Below are 26,901 nucleotides of genomic sequence, written 5' to 3' on the forward strand. Positions count from 1 at the left end.
GACCCGCCGCGCCACGAGATGACCGCCGCCCGACGGCTGCTCCTGCTGCTCACCGGCATCAACCTGGTGAACTACCTGGACCGGTACGTCGTGGCGGCGATCCTCGAGCCCCTGGGCCGGGAGCTGCACCTGTCCGACGCCCAGCTTGGACGACTGACCTTCGTCTTCATCGCGGTGTACATGTGCGCCGCGCCCCTTTTCGGCTATCTGGCCGACCGGTTCCACCGCCCCCGCCTCGTGGCCGGGGGCGTTGCGCTCTGGAGCCTGGCCACCGTGGGCGCGGCCTTCGTCCACAGCTACCCGGCCCTGCTGGTGACCCGCTCCCTGGTGGGGGTGGGCGAGGCCGCCTATGCCAGCCTGGGCCCGGCCATGCTGGCGGACGGCTTCCACGAATCGGACCGGGCCCGGACCTTCACCTGGTTTTACCTGGCCATTCCCGTGGGCAGCGCCTTCGGCTATGGCCTGGGTGGCCTGGTGGCAGGGGCCTGGGGCTGGCGGGCCGCCTTCCTGGTGGCGGGCCTGCCGGGCCTGCTCCTCGCCCTCTGGATGGCCTTCCAGGTGGATCCCGTGCGGGGGGCCATGGATGAAGGCGGGGACCAGGAGGCCGGGGAGCCCTACCTGCGGCGCCTGGGCCACGTCTTCCGGAACCGGATCTGGCTGGCCTGCACCGCCAGCTACGTGGCCTACACCTTTGCCATGGGAGGTCTCAGCACCTGGGGGCCGACCCTGGTCCAGCGCCGGTTTGGCGTGTCCACCGCCCGGGCGGGCCTCGTCTTCGGGGCGCTGGCGGTGGTGACGGGCATCCTGGGGACCTTCCTGGGTGGCTGGCTCACGGACCGCTGGCAGAAGCGCTGGCCCGATGCGGGGGCCGGGATCTCGGGCCTCACCCTGGTGGCCTCGGCGCCGGTGGTGGCCTGGGCCCTGGCCACCGGCCACCTGGGGACGGCCTATGCCCTCTTCTTCGTGGGCATGTTCCTGCTCTTCGTGAACACCAGCCCCGTCAACGCCCTCACGGTCAGCAGCCTGCCCGCCAGCATCCGGGCCACGGGGGTGGCGGTGAACGTGCTCCTCATCCACCTGTTGGGGGACGCCATCAGCCCCGAGCTGGTGGGTCGCCGGGCGGATGCGCTCCACGCCGCCGGGCGGTCCGGCGGCGATGCCCTGGCCCAGGCCCTCACCCTCGTCCTGCCGGCCATCGTCCTCAGCGGCGCGGCGCTCTGGTGGGCGCGGCACCGGCCGGCGAAGGCCTGACATGGCGGCCAGTCGGGTCGCACGGCTGCTGGGGCGGATCTGGTTCCGGGCCCTCCGCCGGGAAGGCCCGGACCTGCCGCCGGGTCCCTGCCTGATCCTCCTGAATCATCCCAACGGGCTGCTGGATCCCCTGGCGGCGGGGGCCCTCCTGGAACGGCGGGCGGGCTGGCTGGCCAAGGCCACGCTGTGGAAGCTCGCCCCCCTGCGGCCCTTCCTGGCGGCCTTCCGGGCCATCCCCGTCACCCGGCCCAAGGATGGCGGCGCCACGCCGGAGACCATCCAGCAGTGCTTCCGGAAGGTCCACGACGTGCTGGCCGAAGGCGGCTCCGTGGCCATGTTCCCTGAGGGCGTGAGCCACTCGGAAGCGGACCTGGCCCCCCTCAAGACCGGCGCCGCCCGGATGGCCCTGTCCAGTCCCGTGCCGGTGACCCTGGTGCCCGCGGGCCTGGTCTACGGGGATCGCGCCACCTTCCGCCACAGCGTCCTCCTGCGGGTAGGCGAGCCCGTGGTCTGGCACGACCTCGCGCCGCGAGGCGCGGACCCGGAGGCCGTGGCGGAGCTGACCGCGCGCATCCGGGCCGCCCTCAAGCCCCTCACCCTCCACGATGAGGAGGTGCGGGTGCTGGCCCTGGCCCAGGAGGTGGCCTGGCTCCTGACGGAGGCGCCCGGCAGCCGGGTGGACCTGGAGGTCCTGCGCCGCCGAGTGCGGGCCCTGGTGCCGCACCTCGCCGCGCTGCCGGAGGAGGACCTGGCTGCCTTGGAGGCCCGGATCCATGGGGTCCAGGCCTGGCTCCGGGCCAAGGGTGTCCGGCCCGATCAGGTGGGGCATCCCTATCCGGGCGCGGAGGTCCGCCGCTGGCTGCCGGGCGCCGTCCTGCGGCTGGGGCTGGCGGCCCTGCTGCTTCCACCGGCGCTGCTGTTCTGGCCTTCCTACCGCCTGGTGGACTGGGCGGCGGGCCGATTCACCGACGAGGGCGACCAGGCGGCCACCCTGAAGCTGCTGGCGGGGCTTCTCCTGCACCCCCTCTGGGCCCTGGTCCTCGGTGGCCTGGTCGGCAGCCGCTGGGGCTGGCCCGTCGGCCTGGTCCCGCCCCTGGCCCTGCTGGTGGTCCTCCTGGGGCTTCCGGTCCTCGAGCGGGCCGGGGAGGACCTCCAGGCCATCCGGGGCTTCCGCCGCCGCCGGGACCCGGCCGTGCCCGAGCTGCTGGAGGCCCGGAAGCAGCTGCTCGCGGCCTTCCCGGAGCTGGAAGGGTAGGCACAAAGAGAGAGGCGGGGCCGAAGCCCCGCCTCTCCAGGATGCGGCCCTGGGATCAGTGGCCGAGGATGGTGTACTGCGCGGGCACCTGCACGCCGGGGAAGGCGGGCGGGGCCACAGGCAGGGCGGCGCCGCCCTGGGTGGGATCCACCACGAGGTTGACGCCGGTCATGCCCAGGAAATAGCGCATCTGCTTCTGGATGAGCATGAGGTTGGTCAGGTTCGAGGGATCCAGCAGGGAGCTGTGCCCGATGCCGGTCTGGTCGAACTGGAAGTAGCCCTGGGTGGGGGTGGTGTCCGCGGCGGTGGTGGCGGCGTTGGCCACCTTCGGCGCGGGGGCACCGCCGGAGATCGTGAACATGAACGTCGCCGGGACGCCCGCGGCGTGGTTGGGTGTGCCGCCGGCGGTGTAGGCCAGCTGCTTGAAGCCGGGAGCCACCGCGGCGCCGGCGGAGCCGAGAACCTCGCGGCCGCCAAGGGCGTTGCCCAGGTAGCGGGTGTAGGGGTTGCTGATGACCTGATCACCCACGGATTCCTGGATGCAGACGCGGTTGGAGAGGCGGCTGGGCAGGCCCGCGGCGAGCGGGGTGGTCATGGTCGCGGGGTCCGCGGGGTCCACGATGGTCTGGGTCACGAGGAAGAACTGGTGGTAGGTGGGCGTGTTCTTGGCGATGCCCACGGCCGCCAAGCCGGCGTCCACAGAGGGGCCGAAGGCGGGGCTGTTCTGGATGAGGTAGGCCGTGCGGCCGCCGGGCACGCTGAGGTAACCCTTCATGTCCGCATCCAGCGTGGCCTGCGTGTAGGGGTAGCCCGTGCTGGCGAGGGTGGTGTTCCCGGCCAGATAGTAGGTCCCCACGATGGAGCCGAGGCTGTGGCCGACGAAGGTGATGCCGGCGGCGGCTGGCGGCGCGGGCAGGGCGGCGAAGCCGCCGGCGGCCACGGTGAGCTCCAGGCGGTTCAGGTTGAAGGCGGCCTGCTGGATGTTGGAGCGGGTGGCCAGCGGGGCGCCGATGGCCATGAAGTCCTGACCCCAGGCCGCGGACTTCTGGGCCTTCACCGTGGCGGAGTCCCCGGGGGCGACCTGGTGGGCCGGGACGGCCAGGGCCCCGTGCAGGGGCAGGTCGATGGCCACCACGGCGCGGCCGACGGCGCTGAGCGTCGGGGCGAGGGCGATGACGGTTTCCTTCTGGCTGGTGATGCCGTGCTGGTAGATCACCAGGGGCCAGTTGGAGCCCGCGGCCGGGGCGATGTAGACGAAGGGGATGGCGCGGGGCACGTGGTAGTAGCTGGTGAGGGCGCCGCTCGTGCGATAGGGCTGGACCACGCCGGCCGCGGGGTTGTAGGCGCCGGTGACGCCCGTGAGATCGCCGCCGGCGGCGGAGGCATTGGCGGCCACGACGACGGGATCCACGGACAGCTCGCCGCTGTTGATGGTGCCGAGAATGACCGTGCCCACGCTGGCGGGGGCCGTGGTGGCGGTACCCATGACGGCGCTCCAGTAGGCGTCAGGGCTGGGGTTCGTGCCGCCACGGTCGAAGACGGCCGTCACGCTGACGGCGTTCGACCAGGTCTTGCCCGGCAGGCCGCCCAGGGTGGCGCCGGCCGCGAAGGAACGCAGGGCGGTCTCCACGGGGATGCGGGTGTTGGGGGCGGTGGTGGGGTTGGGCACGATGTAGCCGGCGCCCGTGGTGATGAAGCGGCCCATCACCGTGAGGTCGGATCGCTGGGCGATGGTGGTGGTGGCCGAGGCGGCGATGAGATCGTTCATCACCTTGGCGTAGCCGGAGAAGAGGATGGTGGAGCCGCTGAGGACGTTGGCCCGGACGGGTTCCAGTGCGGCGAAGGAGCCGGTGAGCGGGGTGGTGGACTTGAGGGCCTCGAAGTAGGGGGAGGCGGAAATCGGCTTGCCGGCGGTGTCCTTCACGCGGTTGGTGACGACGTAGAGGTAGCGGGTGCCCGGCAGCAAGGGGAAGTTGGGGAACAGGAAGAGGTCGGTCCCGCCCGCCGTGTACTGGTAGGTGAACAGGCCGGAGACGTCCGCGAAGCCGAGGGGGTTGTTCTCGGTGCCAGCCGCGTCCGGGGTGATCTGGAAGACCTTGACGTTGGCGGCGGTGACGGTGGTGGCGTCCACGGCAGCGTTGAACTGGAGGTAGATCGGGGCGTTCAGGCCGGAGACGGCGTTGGTGCCGCCCATCTCATGGAGGTTCACGTAGGCCAGGGCCTCGGGGGGCGTCATGGGCTTGTTCGGGGCCCGGCCCGTCAGGGGGTCCGCGGCCGTGGCCGTGGCCAGGACGTTCGGAAGGGGCACGTTCGCGTTCGCGGGGTCGAACACCGGCGTGGTGGTGCTGGGCATGTAGCCCGGGCCCGTGACGATCGTGGGGGCCTTGGAGTCCCCGCCGCTGCTGCAGGCCAGAAGCGTCAGCAGGGAAGCGCCGAGGAGCGCCTGATTCAAGCGTGAAAGCATCGCGTCACCTCATGGGTGGGGTTGAAGTGGAATCGGTCCTGGATTGGTTTGATGACAATAGGCGGCCCGGCGTGGAATTGCCACACAAAAACAAGGGGCCCCGGTTGGGGCCCCTTGTTGACTTCGGGTAGGTCAGTCGGTGACGGCGAAGACGACCTTGTCGTTCTTGAAGCGGCTCACCGTGATGAGCTCCACGGTGGCGGTCTGCTTGTCGGGGCTGATGGTGAGCTTGTAGTGCTCGTCCTTCAGGTAGGAGCCGGGCACCACGTTCACCTTGCCGATCTTCTTCAAGCCCACCTCAGAAGCCTTGATGGTGATGGTCTTGCCGGAGCGGAGGTCGAGGCTCTGGGTGAAGACCTCGTCCCGCCAGTTCTTGCCGGCCCGATCCTTGGCGAAGACGGGGATCTCGATGACGCCCTCGGCCTTCAGGGTGTCGCGGTTGCCGATGACGTAGTGCAGCGAGTTGAGCTTGGCCAGCTGGGCGGAGTTGTCGGCCTGCAGCTTGGTGCGCTCGTCGATCAGGTTGGCGCGCTCGGTCTGGAGCGTGGCGATCTCTTCCGTGATCTTCTGCTTCTGGGTCTCGAGGTCCGTGACCTCTTCCTGCAGCTTCTCGTTCTGGGCCACGGCCTCGTCGCGCTCGCCCTCGATCTTCTCGCGCTCCTGGCGCATCAGGTCGTTGGGGGTGATCTTCGCCTTGCCCTGGGAGACCCAGGTGCCGTAGGTGCCGTTGGCGTAGAAGTGGTAGACCTCGAAGCCGGGGGCCAGCTTCTCCATGATGGCCACGCGGCTCACCAGCTTCTTGGCCTCGGCGTCGGACACGCCCTTCTTCTTGAGGAAGCGCATGGCCATGCCGTAGTGGCTGTCGTTGGGACGGGCGATGTCAGGCTTGGGCAGGTCGGCCTTCAGCTTGGCGATCTTCGAGTTGAGGTCCTTGATCTCCTTGTCCTTGTCGAGCACTTCCTGGAGGAGGGCCTGGTAGGAGCTGTTCTTTTCGTTCTTGATGCGTTCTTCCAGGGCCTTCTTCTGCTCGTCCGTGAGCTGGAGGGTCTCGGCATTGGGCCTGATGTCGTTCACGCCGGCCTGGGCCAGTTTCTTCTGCTGCTCCGCGCTGGCCTGGTTGGCCTGCTGGCTGGCCTTGTCGGCCTCGGCGGCCTTCTGGGTCAGTTCCCGGATCTGCGGATCCTCGCGCTTGCACGCGGTGGACACCATCAGGATGGACGCGGCCATCAGCGTGAGGGCCAGCGCCGGACGACGGAAGAGAATCATGGGTTCCTCCACTGAGGGGGCTTGGGGGCAATCGCTGCGGGGATGGAAACATCCCACCTTAATCCCACAGGTTAGGGCATGGCAAGGTTTCCCGCGTCATCCGAAAGGTGTATGAACCTGAGGTCCCACGATATACTTTCCGTTTCCTCCGAGATCGTCCGGAGGAGTTCCCAGGAGTCAGGCATGGCCGCCCAGGGGCGTCATCTCTTCACATCCGAAAGCGTCACCGAAGGCCATCCCGACAAGATGGCGGACCAGATCTCCGACGCCGTGCTGGACGCGGCCCTCAAGGACGATCCTCGCAGCCGCGTGGCCTGCGAGACCCTCCTCACCACGGGCCTCGTGCTGGTGGCGGGCGAGATCACCACCGAGACCTACATCCCCGTCGCCGCGCTGGTGCGTGACGTGGTGAAGGACATCGGCTACGACCACCACATCAAGGGCTTCGACTACGCCACCTGCGCGGTGATGGTCACCATCGACCAGCAGAGCCCCGACATCGCCATGGGCGTGGACACCGGCGGCGCCGGCGACCAGGGCCTGATGTTCGGCTATGCCTGCCGGGAGACGCCGGAGCTGATGCCCGCGCCCGTGCACTTCGCCCATTCGCTCACCCGGAAGCTGGCAGAGGTGCGCAAGAACGGCGAGCTGCCCTGGCTGCGCCCCGACGGCAAGTCTCAGGTGACCGTGGAGTACGACGGGGACCAGGTCAAGCGCATCCACACCGTCGTCATCTCCACCCAGCACGACGAGCACATCACCCAGAACAGCATCCGCGACGCAGTGGTCCAGGATGTCATCAAGGCCGCCCTGCCCCAGGACCTGCTGGATCCGCAGACCATCTTCCACGTGAACCCCACCGGCCGTTTCGTGGTGGGCGGGCCCATGGGCGACACGGGGCTCACCGGCCGCAAGATCATCGTGGACACCTACGGCGGCAGCGGCCACCACGGCGGCGGTGCCTTCTCGGGCAAGGACCCCAGCAAGGTCGACCGCAGCGCCGCCTACATGGGCCGCTACATCGCCAAGAACATCGTGGCCGCCGGCCTGGCGGACCGCTGCGAGATCCAGCTGGCCTACGCCATCGGCGTGGCCGAACCCGTCTCCATCGCCGTGGACACCTTCGGCACGGGCCAGGTGTCGGACGAGGCCATCGTCCGCGCCGTGCGCGAGGTCTTCAGCTGCACCCCCAAGGCCATGATCGAGGCCCTGGATCTCCGCAAGCCCATCTACCGGGCGACGTCCGCCTACGGCCACTTCGGCCGTCCGGAGTTCAGCTGGGAGAACACGGACAAGATCGAGGCGCTGCGGAAGGCGGCGAAGTAGGCTGTCAGTTCTCAGCCATCAGCTATCAGTGGAAAAGGATGCGGCCCTTCGGGCCGCGTCCTTTTTGCATTGGCTGACAGCTGACGGCTACTCCGCCCGCTCCACCCGATTCCTCCCGCCCTGCTTGGCGCGGTAGAGGGCCTCGTCGGCCAGCCTCAGCAGCTCCTCCGCGCCGGGCATCTCGGCATTGCCGCTGCGGGAGGAGACGCCGAGGCTGACGGTCTTCTGGAGGGTAGTGCCGTCCAGGGTGTGAGCCTGATCGGCGATCTTCAGCCGCAGGGCCTCGGCCACCTGGAGGGCCGCGGCGCCGTCGGTGTAGGGAAGCACCAGGGTGAGTTCCTCTCCCCCGTAGCGCGCGGCCAGGTCTGTGGCCCGGATGGAGGCGTTCAGCAGGGCCCCGATGTTGCGCAGCACCAGGTCGCCCATGGCGTGGCCGTAGGTGTCGTTCACGTTCTTGAAGTGGTCGATGTCGATCATCACGACGGAGAGGGGCACCCTGGTGCGCCGGGCGCGCCGCACCTCCTCCTCCAGCCGGGAGTACAGGAGGCGCCGGTTCGCCAGGCCCGTGAGGGCGTCGGTGACGGACAGCCCCTCGAGGCGGGCGTTCATCTCCCGAAGCTCGTCCTGGAGGCGCTTGAGCTTGGTGTGGATCCGGACGCGGGCGAGCAGCTCCTTCTCGTGGAAGGGCTTGGTGACGTAGTCGGAGGCCCCCCGGGCCAGGATCTCGGCCTTGCGGTCCAGGTCGTCCTCGGCGGTGAGCATGATCACGGGAATCTGCTCCAGTTCCTTGCGGCTGGCCTTGAGGCCGAGGAACTTCAGGCCGTCGAAACCCGGCATCACCAGGTCGCAGAGCACCAGGTCCGGCGGCGTCTCCATGATGGTCTTGAAGGCCGTGAGGCCGTCCGCGGCCTCCAGGAAGTGCGTGAACCCCCCGTCGCGCATGAGAACCGCCTTGATCTCGTTCCGGATCATGGCGTTGTCGTCGACGATGAGGACGCGGGCGCTCATCAGACCCTATCGGCGGCGCTCCGGAGCCGCTTGAGCCAGCCGTCCCAGGCCGCGGCCCCGAAGGGCGGGGCGGGGGGCAGGTGGCGCCGCATGGCCCGGGCGGCTTGGACGGGGGAGGCCCACAGGGACTCGGGAAGACGGTCCGCGGCCTCCGCGCAGGCGGTCCAGCCCTCGGGGCTTTGGCAGACCAGCAGCCACTGGTGGCCGGCTTCCAGCGACAGGCGCACGCGCTCGTCCCAGGTCCAGTCCGCGCAGCCGCCCATCTCCAGGTCGTCCGGCAGGAACCGTCCCTGGATGCCCCAGGGGTTCCCGGCCACGGAGCCGCGGTGGAGGCTGGCGGGCAGGGGGGTTGAGGCGGGCGTGCGGAGGTGGGCCACCATCACCAGCCGGTCCGCGTGGGCGAGGGGGAGGAAGGCCGCGGCGTTGCGATCCACCTGGGCGGCCTCCTCCAGGCCGGGCAGGCCCTTGTGGCTGTCCAGGGTCGTGCCGCCCAGGCCGGGGAAGTGCTTCAGGCAGCCCCGGACGCCGGTGGATTCCAGGCCGTGGAGGAAGGCCCCGGCGGCGGCGGCGACCCCGGAAGGCTCCGCGCTAGCGGCCCGATCGCCGATGCCCGCCTCCGGGTGGCCGTCCCAGAGGTCGACCACGGGGGCGAAGTCCACGTTGAAGCCCAGCAGGCGGAGCCCCTCGCCCCAGAGACGGCCCCAGGCCTCGCAGGCCGGAGCGCCGCCGCTGGTCCAGATGCGGCGCAGCGGCGGAGTGGCCCCCACCCAGGGGCGCAGGCGGCTCACGGGGCCGCCCTCCTGGTCCAGGGCCACAGCCAGCGGCAGGTCCCGTCCGTAGCGGGCCTGGAGGCCGTCGATGAGGGCCCGGCAGCGGGCGGGGCCCGCCGCCAGATCGGGATCCAGGTTGCGGGCGAAGAGGATGACTCCGCCTGGCGTGAAGGGCAGGTCGACCTCCGCGGTGTCGAGGCCCCGGAAGCCGGTCCAGAGAAGCTGCTGCGGGCTGGTCATCCCCTCACCTTACCTTGAGGGCCGGCGCCGGTCATGAGACGTTCGTTCTCCCGTGCACCATGGTGCGCTCGTAGATCCGGGCCTCGATGAAGATGCGCAGGGCCTCGGCATCCAGCAGGTTCACCCTGGCCTCCTGGTCCAGGATCTCCAGGCTGCGCTCCAGGCTCACGGCGGCCTTGTAGGGGCGGTCGGCCGCGGTGAGGGCGTCGTACACGTCGGTCACGGCCATGAGCCGGCTCTGCACCGGGATATCCGGTGCCGTCAGGCGCCTGGGGTACCCGCGCCCGTTCAGCCGCTCGTGGTGGGCGTAGGCGATGTCGGGCACGCCGGCAAGCTCGTTCGTCCATGGGATCTGGGTGAGGAAGCGGTAGGTGTGGGTGACATGGCTCTGGATCTCCTCCCGCTCCTCGGTGGAGAGGCTCCCCTTGGGGATCCGCAGCAGGTCCAGGTCGTCGGGCTCGAAGAGGACCCGGCGATCCCCGCTCCAGTGCTGATAGGTGAGGTCCTCCAGCCGGTCCAGCTCCTGGGCCACCTCCTGGGGCAGCACCGTGGGCTCGTTGCTCCGCCGCACCAGGTCCATGATGCGCCGGGTCTCCTCCTCCTGGCGGCGCAGCAGCTCCTCGAGCTGGATCTCGTCGAAGGTCCGTCCCTGGCCCCAGGCCTCGACGACCCGATCCCGCAGCGATTCGACGGAACGCTGGTGGAGGCGCTGATAGAGGCTCTCCAGCCGCTCGTGCGGCAGCTTCTTGGCCTTCACCAGCACCTGCTCGCGGACTCCGACCTTCCCGAAGTCGTGGAGCAGGCTGGCGTAGCGGATCTCGCGGATCTGGACCGGCGTGAAGTGGATCTGGCCGTAGGGGCCGTTGGGCGTGCCATTCACCGCCTCCGCCAGGCCCACGGTGAGTGCGGCGACGCGGCTGGAGTGGCCCGAGGTGCTGGGATCGCGGGCCTCGATGGCGGTCACGGAGGCGTTCACGAAGCCTTCGAAGAGCCGCTCGATGTCGTTCTTCAGGCCCAGGATCTCCTGGGTGCGGGCCTCCACCATGCGCTCGAGGTTCTGCTGGTATTCCTCGTTCTCCCGCAGCAGCCGGTAGTGCTCCAGGGCGCGTCCCAGGCTGGCCTCGATCTCCACCAGCTTGAAGGGCTTCTGGATGAAGTCGTAGGCCCCGCGCTTGAGGGCCTGGATGGCCGATTCCGTGGTCGCGTAGCCCGTCATCAGGATGCCGAGACTGCGCGGGTCCTCGTCGTGGATGGCCCGCAGCAGCTCCAGGCCCGACAGCCCGCCCGGCATGTTGAGGTCCGTGAAGATGACCGGGAAGTGCTTCTGGCGGACCTGCTCCAGGGCCCGGGCGCCATCCTCGGCGCCGGTCGCGTCATAGCCATGGTCCACCAGGGCCTCCACCAGGAGGTTCCGGAGATCGGCCTCATCGTCCACGATCAAGATGGGGATGGGAGGGGGGAGAGGCACGCGGGCTCCGTGTACCTGGGCCTCATCGGGTGGGGCCAAGCCTGGGGCAAGTTTCGCACGGATGCGGCGTTTTCTGCCCGGGTCTCCCGTGAACCCAAGCGGAGCGCCGGGTGAACGACTGCCGGGCGAGGGCGGCGAAGGGGAAGCACGGCGATGTGGCGAGACAAAGCCTGGGACCCGCTCCGCGAGGCCAAGCGCAGCGCAGGCCGAGTGGGAGGACGCGCCAGTGGCGCGTCCGTTCGCGGGGGAGCAGGCCCGGCCCGTGAGCCCAAGCGGAGCGCCGGGTGAACGGCTGGCGGGCGAGGGCGCCTACTGGACGGCCTCACCCTCGACCAGGAGCTGGCCGTCGCGGACCGAGACCAGGGCCCGGCCGCCGGGCTGGAGCTGGCCATGGAGGATGAGGCGGGAGAGCGGGTTCACCACGGACTGCTGGATGAGCCGCTTCAGCGGTCGGGCGCCGTAGTGGGGGTCGAAGCCCTCCGACGCCAGCCAGTCCAGCGCGTCCTCCGGAACTTCCAGGTCCAGCCGCTGCTCCTTCAGCAGGGCCTCCACGCGCTTCAGCTGGATGCGGGCCACGGCCTTCATGTCGGCCTGGTCCAGCGAGCGGAAGATCACCACCTCGTCGAGCCGGTTCAGGAACTCGGGCCGGAAGTGGCCGTGGAGGGCCGCCTTCACGGCGGCTTCGGCCTTGGTGGCATCGCCGCCGGCATCGAAGATGGCCTGGCTGCCCAGGTTGGTGGTCATGAGCACCACGGTGTTGCGGAAATTGACCGTGCGGCCCTGGCCGTCCGTGAGGCGGCCGTCCTCCAGCACCTGGAGGAAGAGGTCGAAGGTGCGCGGATGGGCCTTCTCCATTTCATCCAGGAGGATGACGGCGTAGGGCCGGCGCCGGATGGCCTCCGTGAGGCGGCCGCCCTCCTCGTAGCCCACGTAGCCCGGCGCGGCGCCGATGAGCCGCGTGGCGTCCGCCTCGTGGGTGAACTCGCTCATGTCGATGCGCACCAGAGCGTTCTCGTCGTCGAAGAGGAATTCCGCCAGGGCCCGCGCCACCTCCGTCTTGCCCACGCCCGTGGGGCCCAGGAAGAGGAAGCTGCCGATGGGCCGCTTGGGGTCGCCCAGGCCCGCGCGGTTGCGCCGCAGGGCGTCGGCGATGGCCGTGAGCGCCGGGTCCTGGCCCACCACGCGCTCGCCGAGGCGGGCCTCCATCTTCAGGAGCTTCTCCACCTCGCCTTCGAGGATGCGGCTCACGGGGATGCCGGTCCAGCGGCTGACGATGGCCGCCACGTCCGGCTCGCCCACCTCCAGGCGCAGCATGGCGCTCTCCCTGGGAGAGGCGGCGGCGATCTGCTTCTCCAGGGCCGGAATCTCGCCGTACTCGAGGCGGGAGGCCCGCTCGTACTCGCCCTTGGTCTTGGCTTGCTCCAGCTCGATGCGCAGGTCGTCCAGCCTCTTCTGGAGGGCGCGGGTCCCTTCGATGACCTTCTTCTCGTTCTCCCACTGCGCCCGCAGCTTGCTCAGTTCCTCGTTCAGTTCCGCCAACTCTTTTTCAATATCTGCCAGCCGCGCGCGGCTGGCGGCATCCTTCTCTTTCGTCAGCGAGTGCCGCTCCAACTGCAGCTGCATCTCGCGGCGCTCGCGGACATCGATCTCCGTGGGGCGGCTGTCGATCTGCATGCGCACGGCGCTGGCGGCCTCGTCCATGAGATCCACGGCCTTGTCCGGCAGGAAGCGGTCGGAGATGTAGCGCTGGCTCAGCTGGGCGGCGGCCACCAGGGCCGCGTCCTGGATGCGCACGCCGTGGTGCAGCTCGTAGCGCTCCTTGAGGCCGCGCAGGATGGAGATGGCGTCCTCCACCGAGGGCTCGTCCACGAGCACGGGCTGGAAGCGGCGCTCCAGGGCCGCGTCCTTCTCGATGTGCTTGCGGTACTCGTCCAGGGTGGTGGCGCCGATGCAGCGCAGCTCGCCCCGGGCCAGGGCCGGCTTCAGCAGGTTGGCGGCGTCCATGCCGCCGGACACGGCGCCGGCGCCCACCAGCAGGTGCAGCTCGTCGATGAAGAGGACGATCTGGCCCTCGGCCTTCTCGACTTCCTCGATGACGCCCTTGAGGCGCTCCTCGAACTGGCCCCGGTACTGGGTGCCCGCCACCAGGGAGCCCATGTCCAGGCCCATGACCCGCAGACCTTTGAGGCTCTCGGGCACGTCCCGCTTGTGGATGCGCTGGGCCAGGCCCTCCACGATGGCGGTCTTGCCCACGCCGGGCTCGCCGATGAGCACGGGGTTGTTCTTGGTGCGCCGGGAGAGCACCTGCAGCACCCGGCGGATCTCCTCGTCTCGGCCGATCACCGGATCGAGCTTCCCGGCCTCGGCCAGGGCCGTGTAGTCCTTGGCGTACTTCTCCAGGCTGGCGAACTTCTCCTCGGCCTTCTCGTCCTCCACCTTCGAGCCCTTGCGGGTCTCGCGGATGGCGGCCTCCAGGCGCTTCCGGTCCAATCCGAAGCGCTCCAGCACCTTCTTGGCGTCCGTGTGGGCGTTGCTGAGGGCCAGCAGCAGGGCGTCCGTGGCCAGGAAGCGGTCGCCCAGGCCCCGGCCCGTGTCGCTGGCCACCTCCAGGAAGTGCCGGAAGGCCGGGCCCACCTGGGGTTCGGCGCCGCCCACGGCCCGGGGGAGCTTCGAGACGAGCTCCTCGGCGGCGTCCACCAGGCCCTGGGTGGACTCAGGCGTCAGCCCGGCCCGCTCGAGCAGGGGACGCAGCCCCGCCTCGGGAGCCAGCAGGGCCAGGAGGAGGTGCTGGGGCACCAGCTCCGGGTGCTGGTCCGCCACGGCCCGCTCACGGGCGACCACCAGGGCATCGTTGGCTTTCTGGGTGAAGGGAAGGAGGGACATGAACCACCTCGGGTTCCATGGTGATGCAAATATGATTTGATTGCACTAAAATTTTCTTCCAAAATTATACGAACCCTAAATCTCCATGGCGCCACCTTCGCCACCCGGGTGGATCCCACCCGTTTGCCAAGGCTCCGGCCGAGCCCTTCCCCATGAGTCTGTCGACTGGAGACGAGGCCCCAAGGCGAAGCCTCCGGCTGGCTCGCCCAGTATCGGCAGTTCCAGGAGGCACGCCGACCGCCTGGAGGATGGCTAGGGTCTGTTTTCAAAATGGATGCGAGCCGCGAGGCGGCCAGCCGCGCTCATGGCAAGGCGGCGGCCGAAGGGCGATGCGGGGCATCGTTCGAGGCCGGCAACGCAGCCGGGGGCGTGGCTGGCCACAGTCCCGGAGGGCAAGGGGCGGCCACACCCCACTTTGAAAACAGACCCTAGGAACGGCCGTCGGTCAGGCCAGGCCCCGCCTCGCCGCCTCGCGCTTCAGTGTCGGGTTGAGCTGGAGGGCCTTGGCTGCCAGGGTCCGGGCCTCGTCGGGGCGTCCCTCCCGCTTCAGCAGCTCTGCGTCCAGCAGCTGGGCCCAGCCGTCCCAGGGGCGTGTCCTGGCGGCGCTGCGGAGGGCGGCGGCCGCGCCTGGGTCCAGGGGCAGCCGCAGTTCCCGGGCGGCCTCGAGGGCCAGGGCGCCCCAGGCGAGCTGGAGGCCCGGGTTGCCGGGGGTGGCCATCACGGCGCGTCTCTGGAGGGCCAGGGCCTCCCGGGCCAGCGCGGAGGCGCGGGCAGCGAGGGCGGAAAGCAGCCGCTCGCGGGCGCTGGCCGCCAGGGCGTCCGCCTGGCCAGGGCCCCGGGCCAGGACGGCCTCGATCTCCCGGCGGGCTTCGGCCAAGTCGGCGCTGGCGTTCCGACCCCGGGCCAGGTCCGCGGCCGCCCGATCCAGGAGGGCGGTGGCCAGGCCCAGGCGCGAGAGGCGCGAGGAGGGCTGGAGGGCCAGACCCTTCCGGTGGCAGCGCAGAGCCTCCTCGAGGGCGGCGCGGGGATCGACGCCGGCCCAGGCCTGATACTGGGCCAAGGTCTGGTAGGCCGCACCCTCGCTGTAGTCGTGGCCGACCCAGGGACGCATGGCGGAGGCGGCTTCCAGGTGGTCGGCGGCGGCCCGGACCTCCGCCGTCGGATCCTTTCCGGTCTGGAGCTGGCGCTCGCCCCGCAGGGCGTGGATGTTGCCGAGTGCGTCCAGGAGGTAGTCGTGCAGGCGCGGCTGCTCGAGCGCCTTCTGAAGGCCGGCCTCGGCCTTGGACAGGAACGGCTCCGGATCGCGCCCCTGGGCCATCTCGCGCTCGGCGCGGTTGCGCAGGACCGTGGCCCAGTTCACCCACAGGGCGGCCTCGACCGGCCGGAGCGCGAGGGCCATCTCCGCGTCCGCCGCGGCCGCATCGAGTTCGGAGCTGGGGTCCTCTCCGCGGTTCAGGAGGTAGGCGGCCCAGCGGCGGTGGATGGCGGTTCCGTAGCTGTGCGCCCGCCAGTTGTCACGGTCCACCGTCAGGGCGTCGCGGACGGGGGTGAGCGCCCAGTCGCGATCCACCGGAGTGGCCTGGCCCTGGTCCACCTTCAGGCCCAGCAGGACGAAGCGGCGCTGGGCCTCCTCCACCAGGGGTTCGGGGGCGCTGCGGGCCCGGTCCTGGGCCGCCGAGAGGGCCACGCCCTCCTCCCCGATCTGGGCCAGGGCGTCCTCCCGCCGGCCCTTGGCGAGAAGGTCGAAGGCCACCTCCTGGCGGACTTCGGCCTCCAGCAGCCAGGGCTCCGGGAACCAGGGCTGACGGGCTTGGGCCTCCTTGGCCTTCTGCAGGGCCTCGTCGTGGCGGCCCTCGACGAGGGCCAGCAGGCCTTCGGCGTAGGCGGATCCCTCCAGGCTGCGCCCTCGCGCCTCGCGCAGCAGGGCCAGAGCCGGGCCGCGGAGGGTGGACTCCAGGTCCCGGCGGCGTTCCTCCAGGGCCTGGCCATGGAGGCCTTCGAGCTCCGCCACGTAGAGGCGCGCCAGGGTGGTGCCCAGGGCCTGGGCCGCGTCCGGATCCCAGGGCACGGCCTTCCGGGCCGCCTCGAGCTGGATGCGGGCCTGCTCCAGGTCCCCCAGGGCGAGGTGACCGCGGCCGAGGGCGAGGCGGGCGGGCCCCTGGGCCCAGCGACCCTGCGCCTCGGTGTCCGCCTGGAGCCGCGCCAGGGCGGCGCGAACCTCCAGGAGCTCCGGGCCCGTGGGATGGCGGGGCAGGCTGCGCACCTGGAAGATGCGACTGTTGAGACGCTCCACCTCCTGGGCCAGCTGCTGGGCGAAGCGCGCCTGGGAGCGGGCCCTCAGGGCGGAGAAGAGGCCATAGACCGCCGCCAGGAGGAAACAGCCCAGGAGGATCGCCACCGGCCGGTTCCGCCGGAAGAGCCGGTCCGCGCGGTAGAGGAGGGAAGGGCGCCGGGCCTGGATCGGATCGCCGTCGAGGAAGCGACGGAGATCCTCGCCGAAGGCCCGGGCCGAGTCGTAGCGACGCTCGGGCTCCTTCTCCAGGGCCTTGAGGATGATGGTCTGGAGGTCCCGCGGGAGCCCGGGAACGTGACGGGCGGGGGGCACGGGCTCGTCTTCGGCGATGCTCCTCAGCAGGGTCAGCGGGGTCGCGCCCCGGAAGGGAGGCACTCCCGCGACGCACTCGTAGAGGAGGGTGCCGAGGGCGTAGACGTCCGAGCGGCGGTCCACCTTGTCGGCCCGGCCCAGCGCCTGTTCGGGACTCAGGTACGCCGGGGTGCCCATGATGGCGTGGGTGTGGGTGTGCGAGATGGCGTCCAGATCCCGCGCCACGCCGAAGTCCATGAGATAGGCGTGCAGGCCCTTGTCGGTCTTCTGCAGCATCACGTTGCCGGGTTTGACGTCGCGGTGGACGATGCCGGCGCGGTGGCAGGCGTGCAGGGCCTCGGCGGTCTGGAGGATGACCTCCACCTTGGCTCGCAGGTCGAGGCCCTCGTTGGCTTCCCGGAGGGTCGGGCCGTCCACGAACTGCATGACGAGGTAGGGATGGCCTTTCGCCTCGCCGACCTCGAAGATGTGGCAGATGTTCGGATGTTCCAGCTGGGCCTGGACCCGTGCCTCCTGGAGGAAGCGCTCGGTGTCCTCCCGGTCCAGCCGCTTGAGGAGCTTGATGGCCACGGTGCGCTGCAGCTGGCGGTCGAAGGCCCGGTAGACCACCCCCATGCCACCCTCGGCGACCACCTCCAGAGCCTCGTAGCGCCCCTCCCGGGGCAGCGGGAAACGGGCCAGGAGTTCCTCGTGGCTCAGGCCGGGGGCGCGGTCGCCGGAGTTTCCGGAGGACCCGTCGGCCCGCTCGAGCCGGGTCGCATCCTGGGTCGGTTCCGGGGTGGCGGCGGTCCAGTCGTCCCCGTTGCCGCCGGGAACGGAGGAGGGCGAGGGCGGATCCGGGAAGAGGTCGGTCATGGGCAGGTCTCAGGATTATCTGCCCTGGGGCCCACGGTGTCTCAGAAAACCCGACATTCGCGCGGAAGACCCCCCAAACAGAGAGCCCGCTCACGCGGGCTCTCTGCTGATGGCCAGATCTGGGCCGGGGCTCAGAACCTGTAGTTGAAGCCGACGCGGACGACTTCCGCCTTCAGGTTGGCCGTGTGGGTGAAGGTGCTGGTGGGGTAGGCGATGGAGGGCGTGTAGGCCGTGAGGGTCCCTCCATCCACGGAGACCTTGCCGAAATCCACATAGAGGACCTCGGCCTTGAAGGTCCAGTGGTCCGGCGTGACGTACTCATAGCCGGCGCCGAGGGTCCAACCGGTCTTGGACTTCGACTTGGAGACGCTTTCCGCCGCCGTGGCGAAGGTGTCCGAGAAGCTGTCCTCGATCTTGATGGAGGTCAGCGCCAGGCCGGCGGTGCCGAACCACAGGTTGCGGTTGTCGGCGTAGCCCACCCGGCCGCGCAGGGTCACCAGGTACTCGGCCTTGGTGGTCTGGTTGATCGTGTAGGTGGAAGGGGCGAAGCCGGGATAGACCACGGTGGTGGAGCGGTCGTCCTTCAGGCCGGAGGCATTGGCGTCCATCTCGAAGCCATACACCGTGTGGCCGCTCTGGGCGTTGTAGCCGAAGGTCAGGCCGCCCTCGAAGCCCTTGGGCTTCACGCTGTCCGCGCCGGTGGCGTTGATCGAAGCCACGCTGGAGTTGGCGAAGTAGCCCGTGCTGCTGAAGACCGTGGAGGTCGTCACATCCGACTTCCCGAAGCCATAGCCGGCGTTGACGCCGAGGTAGAAGCCGGTCCAATCGCCGGCCGACTGGGCGGAGGCCGCGCCTGCGGCGCCGGCGATGAGCAGAGCGGTGAGGAGGGGTTTGCTCAGGTTCATGAAAAGATTCCTTTTGAGGGTTGAATGCCTGTTTTTTGCTGTCATGACGACTTGAGCATAGATCGGACACTTTTGCCCTGTCAATTTAAAACGGCTTTTAATGATCGTATTTAGTTGTAATTTTAAGTCATAAAATCTCAAATCATGAAAAGAGGGGACTCCGGGCGCTGCCCAAGGTGGCAGTGCTCAAATCCCGGAGGCTTCCCGTTGGTCTCGGCCTGAAGCGGCGACCTAGCCGGCCACTTCCATGGCCAGGGCCAGGCTGGCGGTGAGGCCAGGAGACTCAATGCCGAACAGGTTCACCAGGCCGGGAGTCCCGTGGCTGTCCTCCCGCTGGATGACGAAGTCGGGGGCGGGTTCGCCGGGGCCGTGGAGCTTGGGCCGCATGCCTGCGTAGGCGGGCTGGAGAGCGCCATCCGGGAGGCCGGGCCAGTACTTGCGGACCTCGGCGTAGAAGCCGTCCGCCCGGCGGATGTCGACGTCGTAGTTCTCGCGGTCCACCCACTCCATGTCCGGTCCGAACCGGGCCTGCCCGGCGAGATCCAGCGTGAGGTGTACGCCCAGGTGGCTGCCGTCGGGCACGGGATAGACCAGCCGCGAGAAGGGCGCCGCCCCGGAGAGGGAGAAGTAGCTGCCCTTCGAGAGGTGCAGGGGCGGCACGCTGCCGGGGCGGTTGCCCGCGAAGCCACGCGCCACGGCCTGGGCGCCCAGGCCCGCGCAGTTGAACACGCGCGCCGCCACGAGGCTCATGGGCTCGGCCCCGCCCACGTCCACCCGCAGGCCTTCCGGCGTGTCCAGGCCGCCGAGGACGGGGCTCTTCAGCACCACGGCCGCGCCCGCGGCCTCCGCGTCCACGCGCAGGGCCCGCATGAGGCCGTGGCTGTCCACGATGCCCGTGCTGGGGGACAGCAGGGCGGCGGCGCAGCGGAGCCGGGGTTCCAGGGCGCGGGCTTCGTCCGCCTCCAGCCACTGGAGGTCCCGCACACCGTTGGCTTCGGCCTTGGCCCGGAGTCCCCGCAGGGCGTCGACCTGACCCGGCTCCGTGGCGACGATGAGCTTGCCGCAGCGGCGGTGCGCCACGCCGCGGGCGGCGCAGTAGGCGTAGAGGGCCCGGTTGCCGGCCACGCAGAGGCGGGCCTTGAGAGAATCCGTCGGGTAGTAGATCCCCGCGTGGATGACCTCGCTGTTGCGTGAGCTGATGCCGGTACCGACGCGCTCCTCAGCCTCCAGCAGCACCACCTCGCGACCCCGGAGGGCCAGCTCGCGCGCCAGAGCCAGCCCCACGACTCCCGCGCCGATGACGATGCACTCCACCCGTTCCATGGCCCCATCATCGCGGCAACCCAGCGGCTGTGGGAAGATCGGGGTTCACGTCACGGCATGAACATGAGGATTTCCGGGTGAAAGGAATCGGGAAAGAAGCGGAGGAGAGCGGAGTGGCGGAGGAGAGCGGAGGATTGGAACAGGAACGTTTGACAGAGGCGATCCTGGGCTGTGCCATCAAGGTCCAGCGCGCCTTGGGTCCCGGCCTGCTCGAAAGCGCCTATGAGGCTTGCCTGGCCTACGAGCTCGAGAAGGCTGGGCTCAAAGTCGAACGCCAGGTTCCCCTCGGTATACATTACGAAAACCTGGAGATTCCCGTCGCCTACCGGATGGACCTGCTGGTCGAGGGCGAGATCGTGCTGGAATTGAAGACCGTGGAGCACCTCACGGATTTCCACGAGGCACAGCTGTTGACCTATCTGCGTTGTGCCTCCAAACGGCTTGGATTCCTCCTCAACTCCTGGCGTTGGCCCATGAAGGACGGCGGCATCAAGCGCATCCTGAACCCCAGGGTTTCTCCGCTTTCCTCCGCCCCTCCGCTTCCCTCCGCTTAATTCATTCCTTTTTTCTTTCAGGTCAGGAAGCCCATGTCCACGCCGATGATGCAGCAGATCGCCGCCCTCAAGCGCGAGGCGGGCGATGCTGTGCTGCTAACGCGGATGGGCGACTTCTACGAGGTCCTGGGCGAGGACGCGGTGCGGGCGGCGCCGGTGCTGGAGATCGCGCTCACGCTGCGCGGCAAGGGCACGGACTCGGAAACCCCCATGTGCGGCGTGCCCCACTTCGCGCTGGACTCGTACCTCCCGAAGCTGCTGGCGGCGGGCTTCTCCGCGGCCATCGCCGAGCCCACGGCCAAGGCCGAGGAGGTGAAGGGGCTCCTGCCCCGCGCCATCAAGCGCATCATCACGCCCGGCACCTGGCTGGACGACGATGCCCGGTGGCTCTGCGCGCTTCATCGTTCGGGGAGCGCCTGGGGCCTGGCCCTGCTGCAGCTGGCTTCCGGCGCCCTGCGCGTGCTGCCCGGTGAAGGTGAGGAGGCCCTCCGCGCCACGCTGGAGCGCCTGGGCCCCCAGGAGTTGATCCTGGCCGAAGGCGCCGAGGACCTCTCCGACCTGGAGACCGCTCGCACCCGCCTGCCCGCCTGGCGCTTCGAGCCCTCCCGGGCGAGACAGCAGGTGCTGGCCTTCTTCGGCTGGCAGCACCTGGAGGGCGTGGGCCTCGATCCCTATCCGGCGGCGCTCGGCGCCCTGGCGGCCCTGCTGGACCATGTGGAGGCCACCCAGAAGGGCCGCCCCGCGCACCTCCAGGGCGTGTCCCTGGAGCTGGGCGCGGCGGGTCCCCTGCTGGACGCCACCAGCGCCCGGCATCTGGAAGTGCTGGCCAATGGGCTCGACGGCGGCCGCGCGGGCTCGCTGCTGGCCCTGCTGGACCAGTGTCGAACCCGCATGGGCTCGCGCCTCCTGAAGGCCTGGCTGGAGCAGCCCCTGCGCGACCGCGCCACCCTGGAGCGCCGCTGGTCCCAGGTGGCCTGGCTCACGGAGGATCGCCGCCGCACACCCATCCAGGGCCTGTTGGACCAGGTGCCGGACCTGGACCGCCTCCTGGGCCGCGTGGCCCTGGGCCTCGCCACGGCCCCGGAGCTGGCCCAGCTGCGCGAGGGCCTGGCCGTCCTCCAGAAGCTGCCGGCGCGGATCCGCGACGAAGGCTGGGCGGACGAGGTGGCGGAGCTAGGCCTTTGGCCTGCGGAGACGCCGCTCTGCACCCCCCTGCTGTCCGAGCTTCAGCGCGTCCTCGCCGAAGCCCCGCCCCTGGACCTGGAGAAGGGCGGCCTCATCCGCGAGGGCGTGGACGCCGAGCTGGACGCCGTGCGCCGCCTGGCCCGGGATGCCAAGCAGGTGATGCTGGAGCTGGAGGAGGAGGAGCGCGCCGCCTCGGGCATCCAGAGCCTGAAGATCAAATACAACCGGGTGTTCGGCTACTACTTCGAGATCACCAAGGCCAACCTGGGCGCCGTGCCGGCGCACTTCCTCCGCAAGCAGACGCTGGCCAACGCCGAGCGCTTCACCACGGAGAAGCTGGTGGCCTTCGAGCAGCGGCTGCTGAGCGCCGAGAGCGACCAGGTACGCCTGGAGGCCGCGCAGTTCCAGCGCCTGCTGGCGCTCGTCCTGGAGCACCGGGCTGACCTCACGCACCTGGCCCGGGCCGTGGCCGCCCTTGATGTGCTGGCGGCCCTGGCGGAGCGGGCCCGGCTGTCCTGCTGGACGCGGCCGGAGCTGGGCGAGGACCGGGAACTGGTGCTGGCCTCCGCCCGCCATCCCATGCTGGAGTCGCGCCTCGGGCGCGAGTGCATCCCCAACGACCTGCAGTTCACGGCGGCGCAGCCCATGGCCGTGGTGACGGGCCCCAACATGGGCGGCAAGTCCACCTTCCTGCGCACGGCGGCCCTGCTGGTGGTGCTGGCCCAAGCCGGTTCCTTCGTGCCCGCCGAGCTCATGCGCTTCGGCCTGGTGGATCGCATCTTCACGCGCATCGGCGCCTCGGACCAGCTGGCCAAAGGGCAGTCCACCTTCATGGTGGAGATGACGGAGACGGCCCGCATCCTCAACCAGGCCACGGCCACCAGCCTGGTGATCCTCGACGAGATCGGCCGCGGCACCTCCACCCGCGACGGCCTGGCCCTGGCCGAGGCCATCGCCGTGTTCCTCCGAGACCTCAAGGGTGGTGCGCCCCGAACCCTGTTTGCCACGCACTACTTCGAGATGACCAAGCTGGCGGACGACGCCCGCATCCAGAACCTCCACGTGGAGGTGCAGGAGTGGGAGGAGCAGCTGCACTTCCTCCACCGCGTGGCCCAGGGCCCGGCGGACCGCAGCTACGGCATCCAGGTGGCGCGCCTGGCGGGCCTGCCGAAGACCGTCATCCAGAAGGCCCAGCGCCTGATGGCCCAGGCACCGGAAACGCCGCTGAAAGCGCCCACGGTCCTTCAGCCCGCCCTGCCGCTGTTCGAAGCCGAAGCCGATCCCCTCCGCGCCGAGCTGGAGGCCCTGGACCTCAGCCGCATGACGCCGCTGGAGGCGCTGAACTGGCTGGCGATGAAGCAGAAGGACCGTCCATGAGCGCCCCGAACCATCCCATCCGCCGCCGCGACCGCGCCCTGGACGGGGCCGAGACCCTGCGCCTGCTCGAGGAGGCGGAGTGGGGCGTGCTGGCCACGGTGGACGCCGACGGATGGCCCTATGCGGTGCCCGTGAACCACGCGGTGGTGGACGGCCACCTGATCCTCCACTGCGCCACGAAGGGTCACAAGCTGGACAACCTGGCCGTCAACTCGAAGGTCTCGTACTGCGCCGTGACCCTGGCGGAGCCCATCCCGGCTGAGTTGGCCACTCGCTACGCCAGTGTCATCGTCTTCGGCCATGCGGAGCTGATCGAGGACGAGGCGGAGAAGCGATCAGTCCTGCGGACCCTGGGCCTGCGCTTCGCGCCGGACCATGCGGACGTGGTGGAGCGGGAGCTCGGCAAGGACCTTTTCCGCACGGCGGTGGTGCGGATCCGCATCGAGCGGGCCACGGGCAAGGCCCGCCGCTGATCAGGGCTCGACGCCCAGCTCCCGGAGCGCGGCCAGGAGACCCGCCGGCCCCGGGTAGGTGATCCCGCGCATCCCGGTGGCGCGGGCACCTTCGACGTTCCCGGGGAGGTCATCGATGAAGACGCAGGCCTCCGGCGGGAGGCCGAGCTTGGCCACGATGTCCTGGTAGATGCGGGGGTCGGGCTTCATGGCGCCCACGTCGTAGGAGAATGTCACGGCCTCGAAGAGGGGAAACACCCCCGTGGTCCGAATGCCGTGCTCCGCGTGCCAGGGGCTGGTGTTGGAGAGCAGGCCCAGGCGGTAGCGGGGCTTCAGGCGCCGGATCAGGTCGAAGGTGGAGGGGATGGGCGTGAAGATGTCCGTGAAGGCGCGGATGAAGGTGGCCTCGGGGAAGGCGAAGCCGCACAAGGCGGACAGGCCCTCCAGGAAGGCCGGGGAGGAGATCTCGCCGGTCTCGTAGGCCCGGGGAAGGTCCGAACGGGCCACGCGCCGGCCCAGGTCCTCCTCCGACAGGCCGCAGAGGGCCGAGAGGGCGCGATACATGCGGCGGTTGTCGAAGGTGCAGACCACCTGGCCGAAGTCGAAGATCACGGCCTGGATGGCGGATGGGGCGGGTGGCGCGAGGGGCATGGGGCGTCCGGAGGCGGAGCATCCATCCTCGCATTCCGGACGACCGGGCGTAGACTTCCTCACATGATCCGTCCCCTCAGCAAGACGCGCATCCGCGTGGCCTGGGCCCTCGCCCTGGTGGTGGACGCCATCCAGGTTCCGGCCGACCTCACGGGTCCCGTGGGCTGGTTCCTGGGGGCGGGCCTGGACCTGATCACCATGGTCGTGATGTGGATCCTGGTGGGCTTCCACTGGGCCTTCCTGCCCTCCTTCGTCACCGAGGCCGTGCCCTGGCTGAACCTGGCCCCCCTCTGGACCCTGGCCGTGGCCCTCGCCACCCGGGGCCGAGGCGAGGAGGCCCTTCCCCAGCCTCCGGCTTCGGAGGAAGCCAAGCCCCCCATCAAGGTGATCAACCCCGGGGGGTGACCGGCCCTCAGTCCACCGCCGCGCCGCGGAACTCGTCCTGCTCGTGCCGGTTCTGCTCTTCCATGAGGAGCAGGCTCAGCTCCTTCTTCAGGGTGTTGAAGGCGGGGCTGGCCACGTCGCGGGGGCGCGGCAGGTCCACACGCAGGTCGCGCTTGATGGTGCCGGGGCGGTAGGTCATCACCACGGTGCGGTCGGCGAGGTAGAGGGCCTCTTCGATGCTGTGGGTGACGAAAAGGATGGTCTTCTTCAGCTCGGTCCACAGGCGCAGCAGCTCGTCCTGCAGGTTGCGCCGCGTGAGGGCGTCCAGGGCGCCGAAGGGCTCGTCCATGAGCATGATGGGCGAGTCCAGCGCCAGCACCCGGGCGATGGCCACGCGCTGCCGCATGCCGCCGCTGAGGTCCTTGGGGAAGCGCTTCCGGAAATCCTGGAGGTGCAGGAGCTCCAGCAGGCTGTCCACCTTGGACTGGATGGCGGCCTTCGGCTGCCCCTTGATCTGGAGGCCGAAGGCGATGTTCTGCTCCACGGTCATCCAGGGGAACAGGGCGTACTCCTGGAACACCATGCCGCGGTCGGGGCCGGGGGCCTCGATTCGCTGGCCCTCGACCAGGATGTGGCCGGAGCTGGGCAGGCTGAAGCCCGCCACGGCGTTCAGCAGCGTGGATTTCCCGCAGCCCGAGGGGCCCAGCAGGCAGACGAACTCGCCCCGGGCGATCTCGAGGTCGATGGACTTGAGCGCGTACACGTCCTGGCCCCCGCTCTGGAAGACCTTGTGGACGCCCGAGACGGAAATGTGGCTGTCCATGGCGCTCATCCCTGCTCCAGGCCGCGGTGCCAGCGCAGCATGCGCGAGCTGAGGCGGCTCATGACCGTGTCGATGCCCAGGCCCAGCAGGCCGATGGTGAACATGCCGGCGATGATCTTGTCGGACCAGAGGTATTCGCGGGCCTCCAGGATGCGGTAGCCCAGGCCGTTGTTCACGGCGATCATCTCGGAGACGATCACCACGATGAAGGCCGTGCCCATGCCGATGCGCGCGCCGGTGAAGATGTAGGGCGTGGCGGCCGGCAGGATGATCCGCGTGAACTGGGTGAACCCCGAGGCCCCCAGGTTGCGGCCCACGCGCAGGTAGATGCTGTCCACGTTCTGCACGCCGGTGACGGTGTTCATCAGGACGGGAAAGAAGGCCCCGATGCTGATGAGGAAGATGGCCGGCGGGTTGCCCAGGCCGAACCACAGGATGGACAGCGGGATGTAGGCGATGGGCGGGATGGGCCGCAGCACCTGGATGAGCGGGTTGAAGAGGGCGTAGACCACCTTGCTGTACCCCATGCCCAGGCCCAGGGGCAGGGCCAGGCCCGTGCCGATGAGGAAGCCCACGAGCACGCGGTAGAGGCTCCCCATGGCGTCCTGCGGCAGCTCGCCGGAGAAGCACCACTTGAGGTACGAGCCCTGGGCCGGATCGAAGGCCTCCAGAGGTCGCAGGTAGGCCCACCACTTGGTGAGAACCTGCATGGGCGACGGCAGGATGGTGGCGTTCACCCAGCCCTTGGCGGACAGCAGCTGCCAGAGGGCCAGAGCCGCCAGCGGAACGAGGATGCCGGAGGCGGCGTGCCTGTAGCGCTTCATCCCTTCTTCACCTTCTTGGCGGGGGCCGCCTTCTTGGGAGCCGCCGCCGGCTGGTCGATCTTCAGCTGCTTCTTGGCCTCGGCCAGGAGGTCCAGCTTCACCCAATCGGACGCCTTGGGCGGCGTGGCCATCTTGCCCACGCCGTACTTGGCCATCAGGTCCGTGGTGATCTGCACATGCTCCGTGGTGATGTCATAGCTGAAGGGGGAGTTGCCGATGGCGTCCTGGTAATCCTCGGAGCTGATCTGATTCTTGAACATGTTCTCGCGGACGTACTTCTCGGCCAGCTTGGGGTCGTCGATGAACTTCTTGGTGGCCTCCACGAAGCAGAGCAGGAAGCGGCGGGCCACGTCGCGGCGCTCCTTGTAGAGCTTCTCGGTGATGACCAGGGCGCGGATGGGCTCACCGAGGGGGGTGTCATAGGGCTTCAGGAGCTCCACGCCGAACTTCCGGTTGATGGCCTGGGAGCTGTAGGGCTCGCTCTGGCACATGGCGTCGATGTTCTTGGCCATGAGGGCCTGGTTCAGGTCCGCGAAGGGCATGTAGAGCACCAGCACATCCTTGCCGGGCTTGTCCGACCAGGTCAGGCCGGCCTTCGCCAGCTCCGCCAGCAGCAGCAGCTCCTGGGCGCCGCCCCGGGCCACACCCACCTTCCTGCCCTTGAGGTCCTTCAGCGACTTGATGCCCGTGGCGGCGTTCACCACGATGCGGGCGCCGCCCTTGGCGAAGCCGGCCACCACGTAGATGGGCACGCCCTGGGCCCGGCCCGCGATGGCGGCGTCCAGGGCCGCGGCGCTGGCGTCGATCTCGCCGGCCACGATGGCCGGGTTGATGTCGATGCCCTTGGCGAACATCCGCTCGTCGATCTTCAGGTTGTACTTCGGCGCGATCTCCTTCATGTAGGACACGGCGCCGTAGTGGGCGAACTTCAGGTTGCCCAGACGCACCACGTCCTGGGCCAGCAGGCTCAGCGTGGATAGCGAGAGAAGGAAAGCCAAGGGCTTCATTCGCATGGGGCGCTCCGGGGGTTTG

At 69.6% G+C, this 26,901-nt stretch carries 20 protein-coding genes; 7 read left to right on the plus strand and 13 right to left on the minus strand.

What is annotated here, in order from left to right:
- Nucleotides 1-18: 18 nt before the first annotated feature.
- Together MLG87_RS07145 and MLG87_RS07150 are read left to right on the plus strand one after the other, a co-directional pair.
- Nucleotides 19-1,251, plus strand: coding sequence for a spinster family MFS transporter (locus MLG87_RS07145; RefSeq protein WP_243294493.1), 1,233 nt, complete (start codon nucleotides 19-21; stop codon nucleotides 1,249-1,251).
- A 1-nt stretch (nucleotide 1,252) separates the two neighbouring features.
- Nucleotides 1,253-2,506, plus strand: a complete 1,254-nt coding sequence (locus MLG87_RS07150) for a 1-acyl-sn-glycerol-3-phosphate acyltransferase (protein ID WP_243294494.1) — start codon at nucleotides 1,253-1,255, stop codon at nucleotides 2,504-2,506.
- Between the two features lie 55 nt (nucleotides 2,507-2,561).
- On the opposite strand, the gene MLG87_RS07155 is transcribed toward MLG87_RS07150, so the two are convergent.
- Both MLG87_RS07155 and MLG87_RS07160 read right to left on the minus strand, forming a co-directional pair.
- The gene (locus MLG87_RS07155) at nucleotides 2,562-4,970 is read right to left on the minus strand and encodes an Ig-like domain-containing protein (protein ID WP_243294495.1); all 2,409 of its coding nucleotides are present in this window, start codon (nucleotides 4,968-4,970) and stop codon (nucleotides 2,562-2,564) included.
- A gap of 132 nt (nucleotides 4,971-5,102) precedes the next feature.
- Entirely contained in the window at nucleotides 5,103-6,236 is a 1,134-nt protein-coding gene (locus MLG87_RS07160; RefSeq protein WP_243294496.1) for a hypothetical protein, read from the minus strand.
- A 183-nt stretch (nucleotides 6,237-6,419) separates the two neighbouring features.
- Between MLG87_RS07160 and metK the strand changes: the two genes are divergently transcribed.
- Nucleotides 6,420-7,562 (plus strand): methionine adenosyltransferase, encoded by a 1,143-nt coding sequence (gene metK, locus MLG87_RS07165; protein ID WP_243294497.1) that lies wholly within the window; start codon nucleotides 6,420-6,422, stop codon nucleotides 7,560-7,562.
- An 87-nt stretch (nucleotides 7,563-7,649) separates the two neighbouring features.
- Here the strand turns inward: metK and MLG87_RS07170 are convergent, their stop codons facing one another.
- The 7 genes from MLG87_RS07170 to MLG87_RS07200 form a co-directional block, all read right to left on the minus strand.
- A complete protein-coding gene (locus tag MLG87_RS07170; protein ID WP_243294498.1) occupies nucleotides 7,650-8,570 on the minus strand; it encodes a diguanylate cyclase in 921 nt (306 codons plus the stop codon).
- Nucleotides 8,570-9,580 carry a glycoside hydrolase family 3 N-terminal domain-containing protein gene (locus MLG87_RS07175; RefSeq protein WP_243294499.1) on the minus strand — a complete coding sequence of 337 codons (1,011 nt, stop codon included), beginning with the start codon at nucleotides 9,578-9,580 and terminating at the stop codon, nucleotides 8,570-8,572. The genes MLG87_RS07170 and MLG87_RS07175 overlap by 1 nt, the downstream gene beginning before the upstream one ends.
- A 31-nt stretch (nucleotides 9,581-9,611) precedes the next feature.
- A complete protein-coding gene (locus MLG87_RS07180) occupies nucleotides 9,612-11,048 on the minus strand; it encodes an HD-GYP domain-containing protein (protein WP_243294500.1) in 1,437 nt (478 codons plus the stop codon).
- 309 nt (nucleotides 11,049-11,357) lie between these two features.
- Nucleotides 11,358-13,931, minus strand: a complete 2,574-nt coding sequence (gene clpB, locus MLG87_RS07185; RefSeq protein ID WP_243294501.1) for an ATP-dependent chaperone ClpB — start codon at nucleotides 13,929-13,931, stop codon at nucleotides 11,358-11,360.
- A gap of 445 nt (nucleotides 13,932-14,376) precedes the next feature.
- A complete protein-coding gene (locus MLG87_RS16070; protein WP_279341077.1) occupies nucleotides 14,377-17,391 on the minus strand; it encodes a serine/threonine-protein kinase in 3,015 nt (1,004 codons plus the stop codon).
- 131 nt (nucleotides 17,392-17,522) lie between these two features.
- A complete protein-coding gene (locus MLG87_RS07195) occupies nucleotides 17,523-18,296 on the minus strand; it encodes an outer membrane protein (protein WP_243294502.1) in 774 nt (257 codons plus the stop codon).
- Between the two features lie 231 nt (nucleotides 18,297-18,527).
- Nucleotides 18,528-19,619 (minus strand): NAD(P)/FAD-dependent oxidoreductase, encoded by a 1,092-nt coding sequence (locus MLG87_RS07200; RefSeq protein WP_243294503.1) that lies wholly within the window; start codon nucleotides 19,617-19,619, stop codon nucleotides 18,528-18,530.
- Nucleotides 19,620-19,753: 134 nt separating this feature from the next.
- On the opposite strand from MLG87_RS07200, the gene MLG87_RS07205 reads away from it, so the two are divergent.
- From MLG87_RS07205 to MLG87_RS07215, 3 genes are read left to right on the plus strand one after another with little or no spacing between them, the layout of a single operon-like run.
- Nucleotides 19,754-20,173 carry a GxxExxY protein gene (locus MLG87_RS07205; protein ID WP_243294504.1) on the plus strand — a complete coding sequence of 140 codons (420 nt, stop codon included), beginning with the start codon at nucleotides 19,754-19,756 and terminating at the stop codon, nucleotides 20,171-20,173.
- 33 nt (nucleotides 20,174-20,206) lie between these two features.
- A complete protein-coding gene (gene mutS / locus MLG87_RS07210; protein ID WP_243294505.1) occupies nucleotides 20,207-22,735 on the plus strand; it encodes a DNA mismatch repair protein MutS in 2,529 nt (842 codons plus the stop codon).
- Nucleotides 22,732-23,208, plus strand: a complete 477-nt coding sequence (locus MLG87_RS07215) for a pyridoxamine 5'-phosphate oxidase family protein (protein WP_243294506.1) — start codon at nucleotides 22,732-22,734, stop codon at nucleotides 23,206-23,208. The genes mutS and MLG87_RS07215 overlap by 4 nt, the downstream gene beginning before the upstream one ends.
- Here the strand turns inward: MLG87_RS07215 and MLG87_RS07220 are convergent, their stop codons facing one another.
- On the minus strand, nucleotides 23,209-23,838 hold the full coding sequence (locus tag MLG87_RS07220; RefSeq protein ID WP_243294507.1) for an HAD family hydrolase: 630 nt from the start codon (nucleotides 23,836-23,838) through the stop codon (nucleotides 23,209-23,211).
- Nucleotides 23,839-23,901: 63 nt separating this feature from the next.
- On the opposite strand from MLG87_RS07220, the gene MLG87_RS07225 reads away from it, so the two are divergent.
- Nucleotides 23,902-24,243, plus strand: a complete 342-nt coding sequence (locus tag MLG87_RS07225) for a hypothetical protein (RefSeq protein ID WP_243294508.1) — start codon at nucleotides 23,902-23,904, stop codon at nucleotides 24,241-24,243.
- Between the two features lie 7 nt (nucleotides 24,244-24,250).
- Here MLG87_RS07225 and MLG87_RS07230 read toward each other — a convergent pair whose 3' ends face one another.
- From MLG87_RS07230 to MLG87_RS07240, 3 genes are read right to left on the minus strand one after another with little or no spacing between them, the layout of a single operon-like run.
- A complete protein-coding gene (locus tag MLG87_RS07230; protein ID WP_243294509.1) occupies nucleotides 24,251-25,054 on the minus strand; it encodes an ABC transporter ATP-binding protein in 804 nt (267 codons plus the stop codon).
- On the minus strand, nucleotides 25,051-25,869 hold the full coding sequence (locus MLG87_RS07235; protein ID WP_243294510.1) for an ABC transporter permease: 819 nt from the start codon (nucleotides 25,867-25,869) through the stop codon (nucleotides 25,051-25,053). The genes MLG87_RS07230 and MLG87_RS07235 overlap by 4 nt, the downstream gene beginning before the upstream one ends.
- Nucleotides 25,866-26,876, minus strand: a complete 1,011-nt coding sequence (locus MLG87_RS07240; protein WP_425250882.1) for an ABC transporter substrate-binding protein — start codon at nucleotides 26,874-26,876, stop codon at nucleotides 25,866-25,868. The genes MLG87_RS07235 and MLG87_RS07240 overlap by 4 nt, the downstream gene beginning before the upstream one ends.
- Nucleotides 26,877-26,901 lie beyond the last annotated feature (25 nt).

It is taken from the genome of Geothrix mesophila (assembly GCF_022808835.1).
Lineage (GTDB): Bacteria > Acidobacteriota > Holophagae > Holophagales > Holophagaceae > Geothrix > Geothrix paludis.

What these genes read in the sequence shown, in the direction of transcription:
- MLG87_RS07145 (WP_243294493.1), top strand. Translation starts at nt 19, where the DNA reads ATGACCGCCGCCCGACGGCTGCTCCTGCTGCTCACCGGCATCAACCTG.
- MLG87_RS07150 (WP_243294494.1), top strand. Translation starts at nt 1,253, where the DNA reads ATGGCGGCCAGTCGGGTCGCACGGCTGCTGGGGCGGATCTGGTTCCGG.
- MLG87_RS07155 (WP_243294495.1), bottom strand. Translation starts at nt 4,970, where the DNA reads ATGCTTTCACGCTTGAATCAGGCGCTCCTCGGCGCTTCCCTGCTGACG.
- MLG87_RS07160 (WP_243294496.1), bottom strand. Translation starts at nt 6,236, where the DNA reads ATGATTCTCTTCCGTCGTCCGGCGCTGGCCCTCACGCTGATGGCCGCG.
- metK (WP_243294497.1), top strand. Translation starts at nt 6,420, where the DNA reads ATGGCCGCCCAGGGGCGTCATCTCTTCACATCCGAAAGCGTCACCGAA.
- MLG87_RS07170 (WP_243294498.1), bottom strand. Translation starts at nt 8,570, where the DNA reads ATGAGCGCCCGCGTCCTCATCGTCGACGACAACGCCATGATCCGGAAC.
- MLG87_RS07175 (WP_243294499.1), bottom strand. Translation starts at nt 9,580, where the DNA reads ATGACCAGCCCGCAGCAGCTTCTCTGGACCGGCTTCCGGGGCCTCGAC.
- clpB (WP_243294501.1), bottom strand. Translation starts at nt 13,931, where the DNA reads ATGTCCCTCCTTCCCTTCACCCAGAAAGCCAACGATGCCCTGGTGGTC.
- MLG87_RS16070 (WP_279341077.1), bottom strand. Translation starts at nt 17,391, where the DNA reads ATGACCGACCTCTTCCCGGATCCGCCCTCGCCCTCCTCCGTTCCCGGC.
- MLG87_RS07195 (WP_243294502.1), bottom strand. Translation starts at nt 18,296, where the DNA reads ATGAACCTGAGCAAACCCCTCCTCACCGCTCTGCTCATCGCCGGCGCC.
- MLG87_RS07200 (WP_243294503.1), bottom strand. Translation starts at nt 19,619, where the DNA reads ATGGAACGGGTGGAGTGCATCGTCATCGGCGCGGGAGTCGTGGGGCTG.
- mutS (WP_243294505.1), top strand. Translation starts at nt 20,207, where the DNA reads ATGTCCACGCCGATGATGCAGCAGATCGCCGCCCTCAAGCGCGAGGCG.
- MLG87_RS07215 (WP_243294506.1), top strand. Translation starts at nt 22,732, where the DNA reads ATGAGCGCCCCGAACCATCCCATCCGCCGCCGCGACCGCGCCCTGGAC.
- MLG87_RS07220 (WP_243294507.1), bottom strand. Translation starts at nt 23,838, where the DNA reads ATGCCCCTCGCGCCACCCGCCCCATCCGCCATCCAGGCCGTGATCTTC.
- MLG87_RS07225 (WP_243294508.1), top strand. Translation starts at nt 23,902, where the DNA reads ATGATCCGTCCCCTCAGCAAGACGCGCATCCGCGTGGCCTGGGCCCTC.
- MLG87_RS07230 (WP_243294509.1), bottom strand. Translation starts at nt 25,054, where the DNA reads ATGAGCGCCATGGACAGCCACATTTCCGTCTCGGGCGTCCACAAGGTC.
- MLG87_RS07235 (WP_243294510.1), bottom strand. Translation starts at nt 25,869, where the DNA reads ATGAAGCGCTACAGGCACGCCGCCTCCGGCATCCTCGTTCCGCTGGCG.
- MLG87_RS07240 (WP_425250882.1), bottom strand. Translation starts at nt 26,876, where the DNA reads ATGAAGCCCTTGGCTTTCCTTCTCTCGCTATCCACGCTGAGCCTGCTG.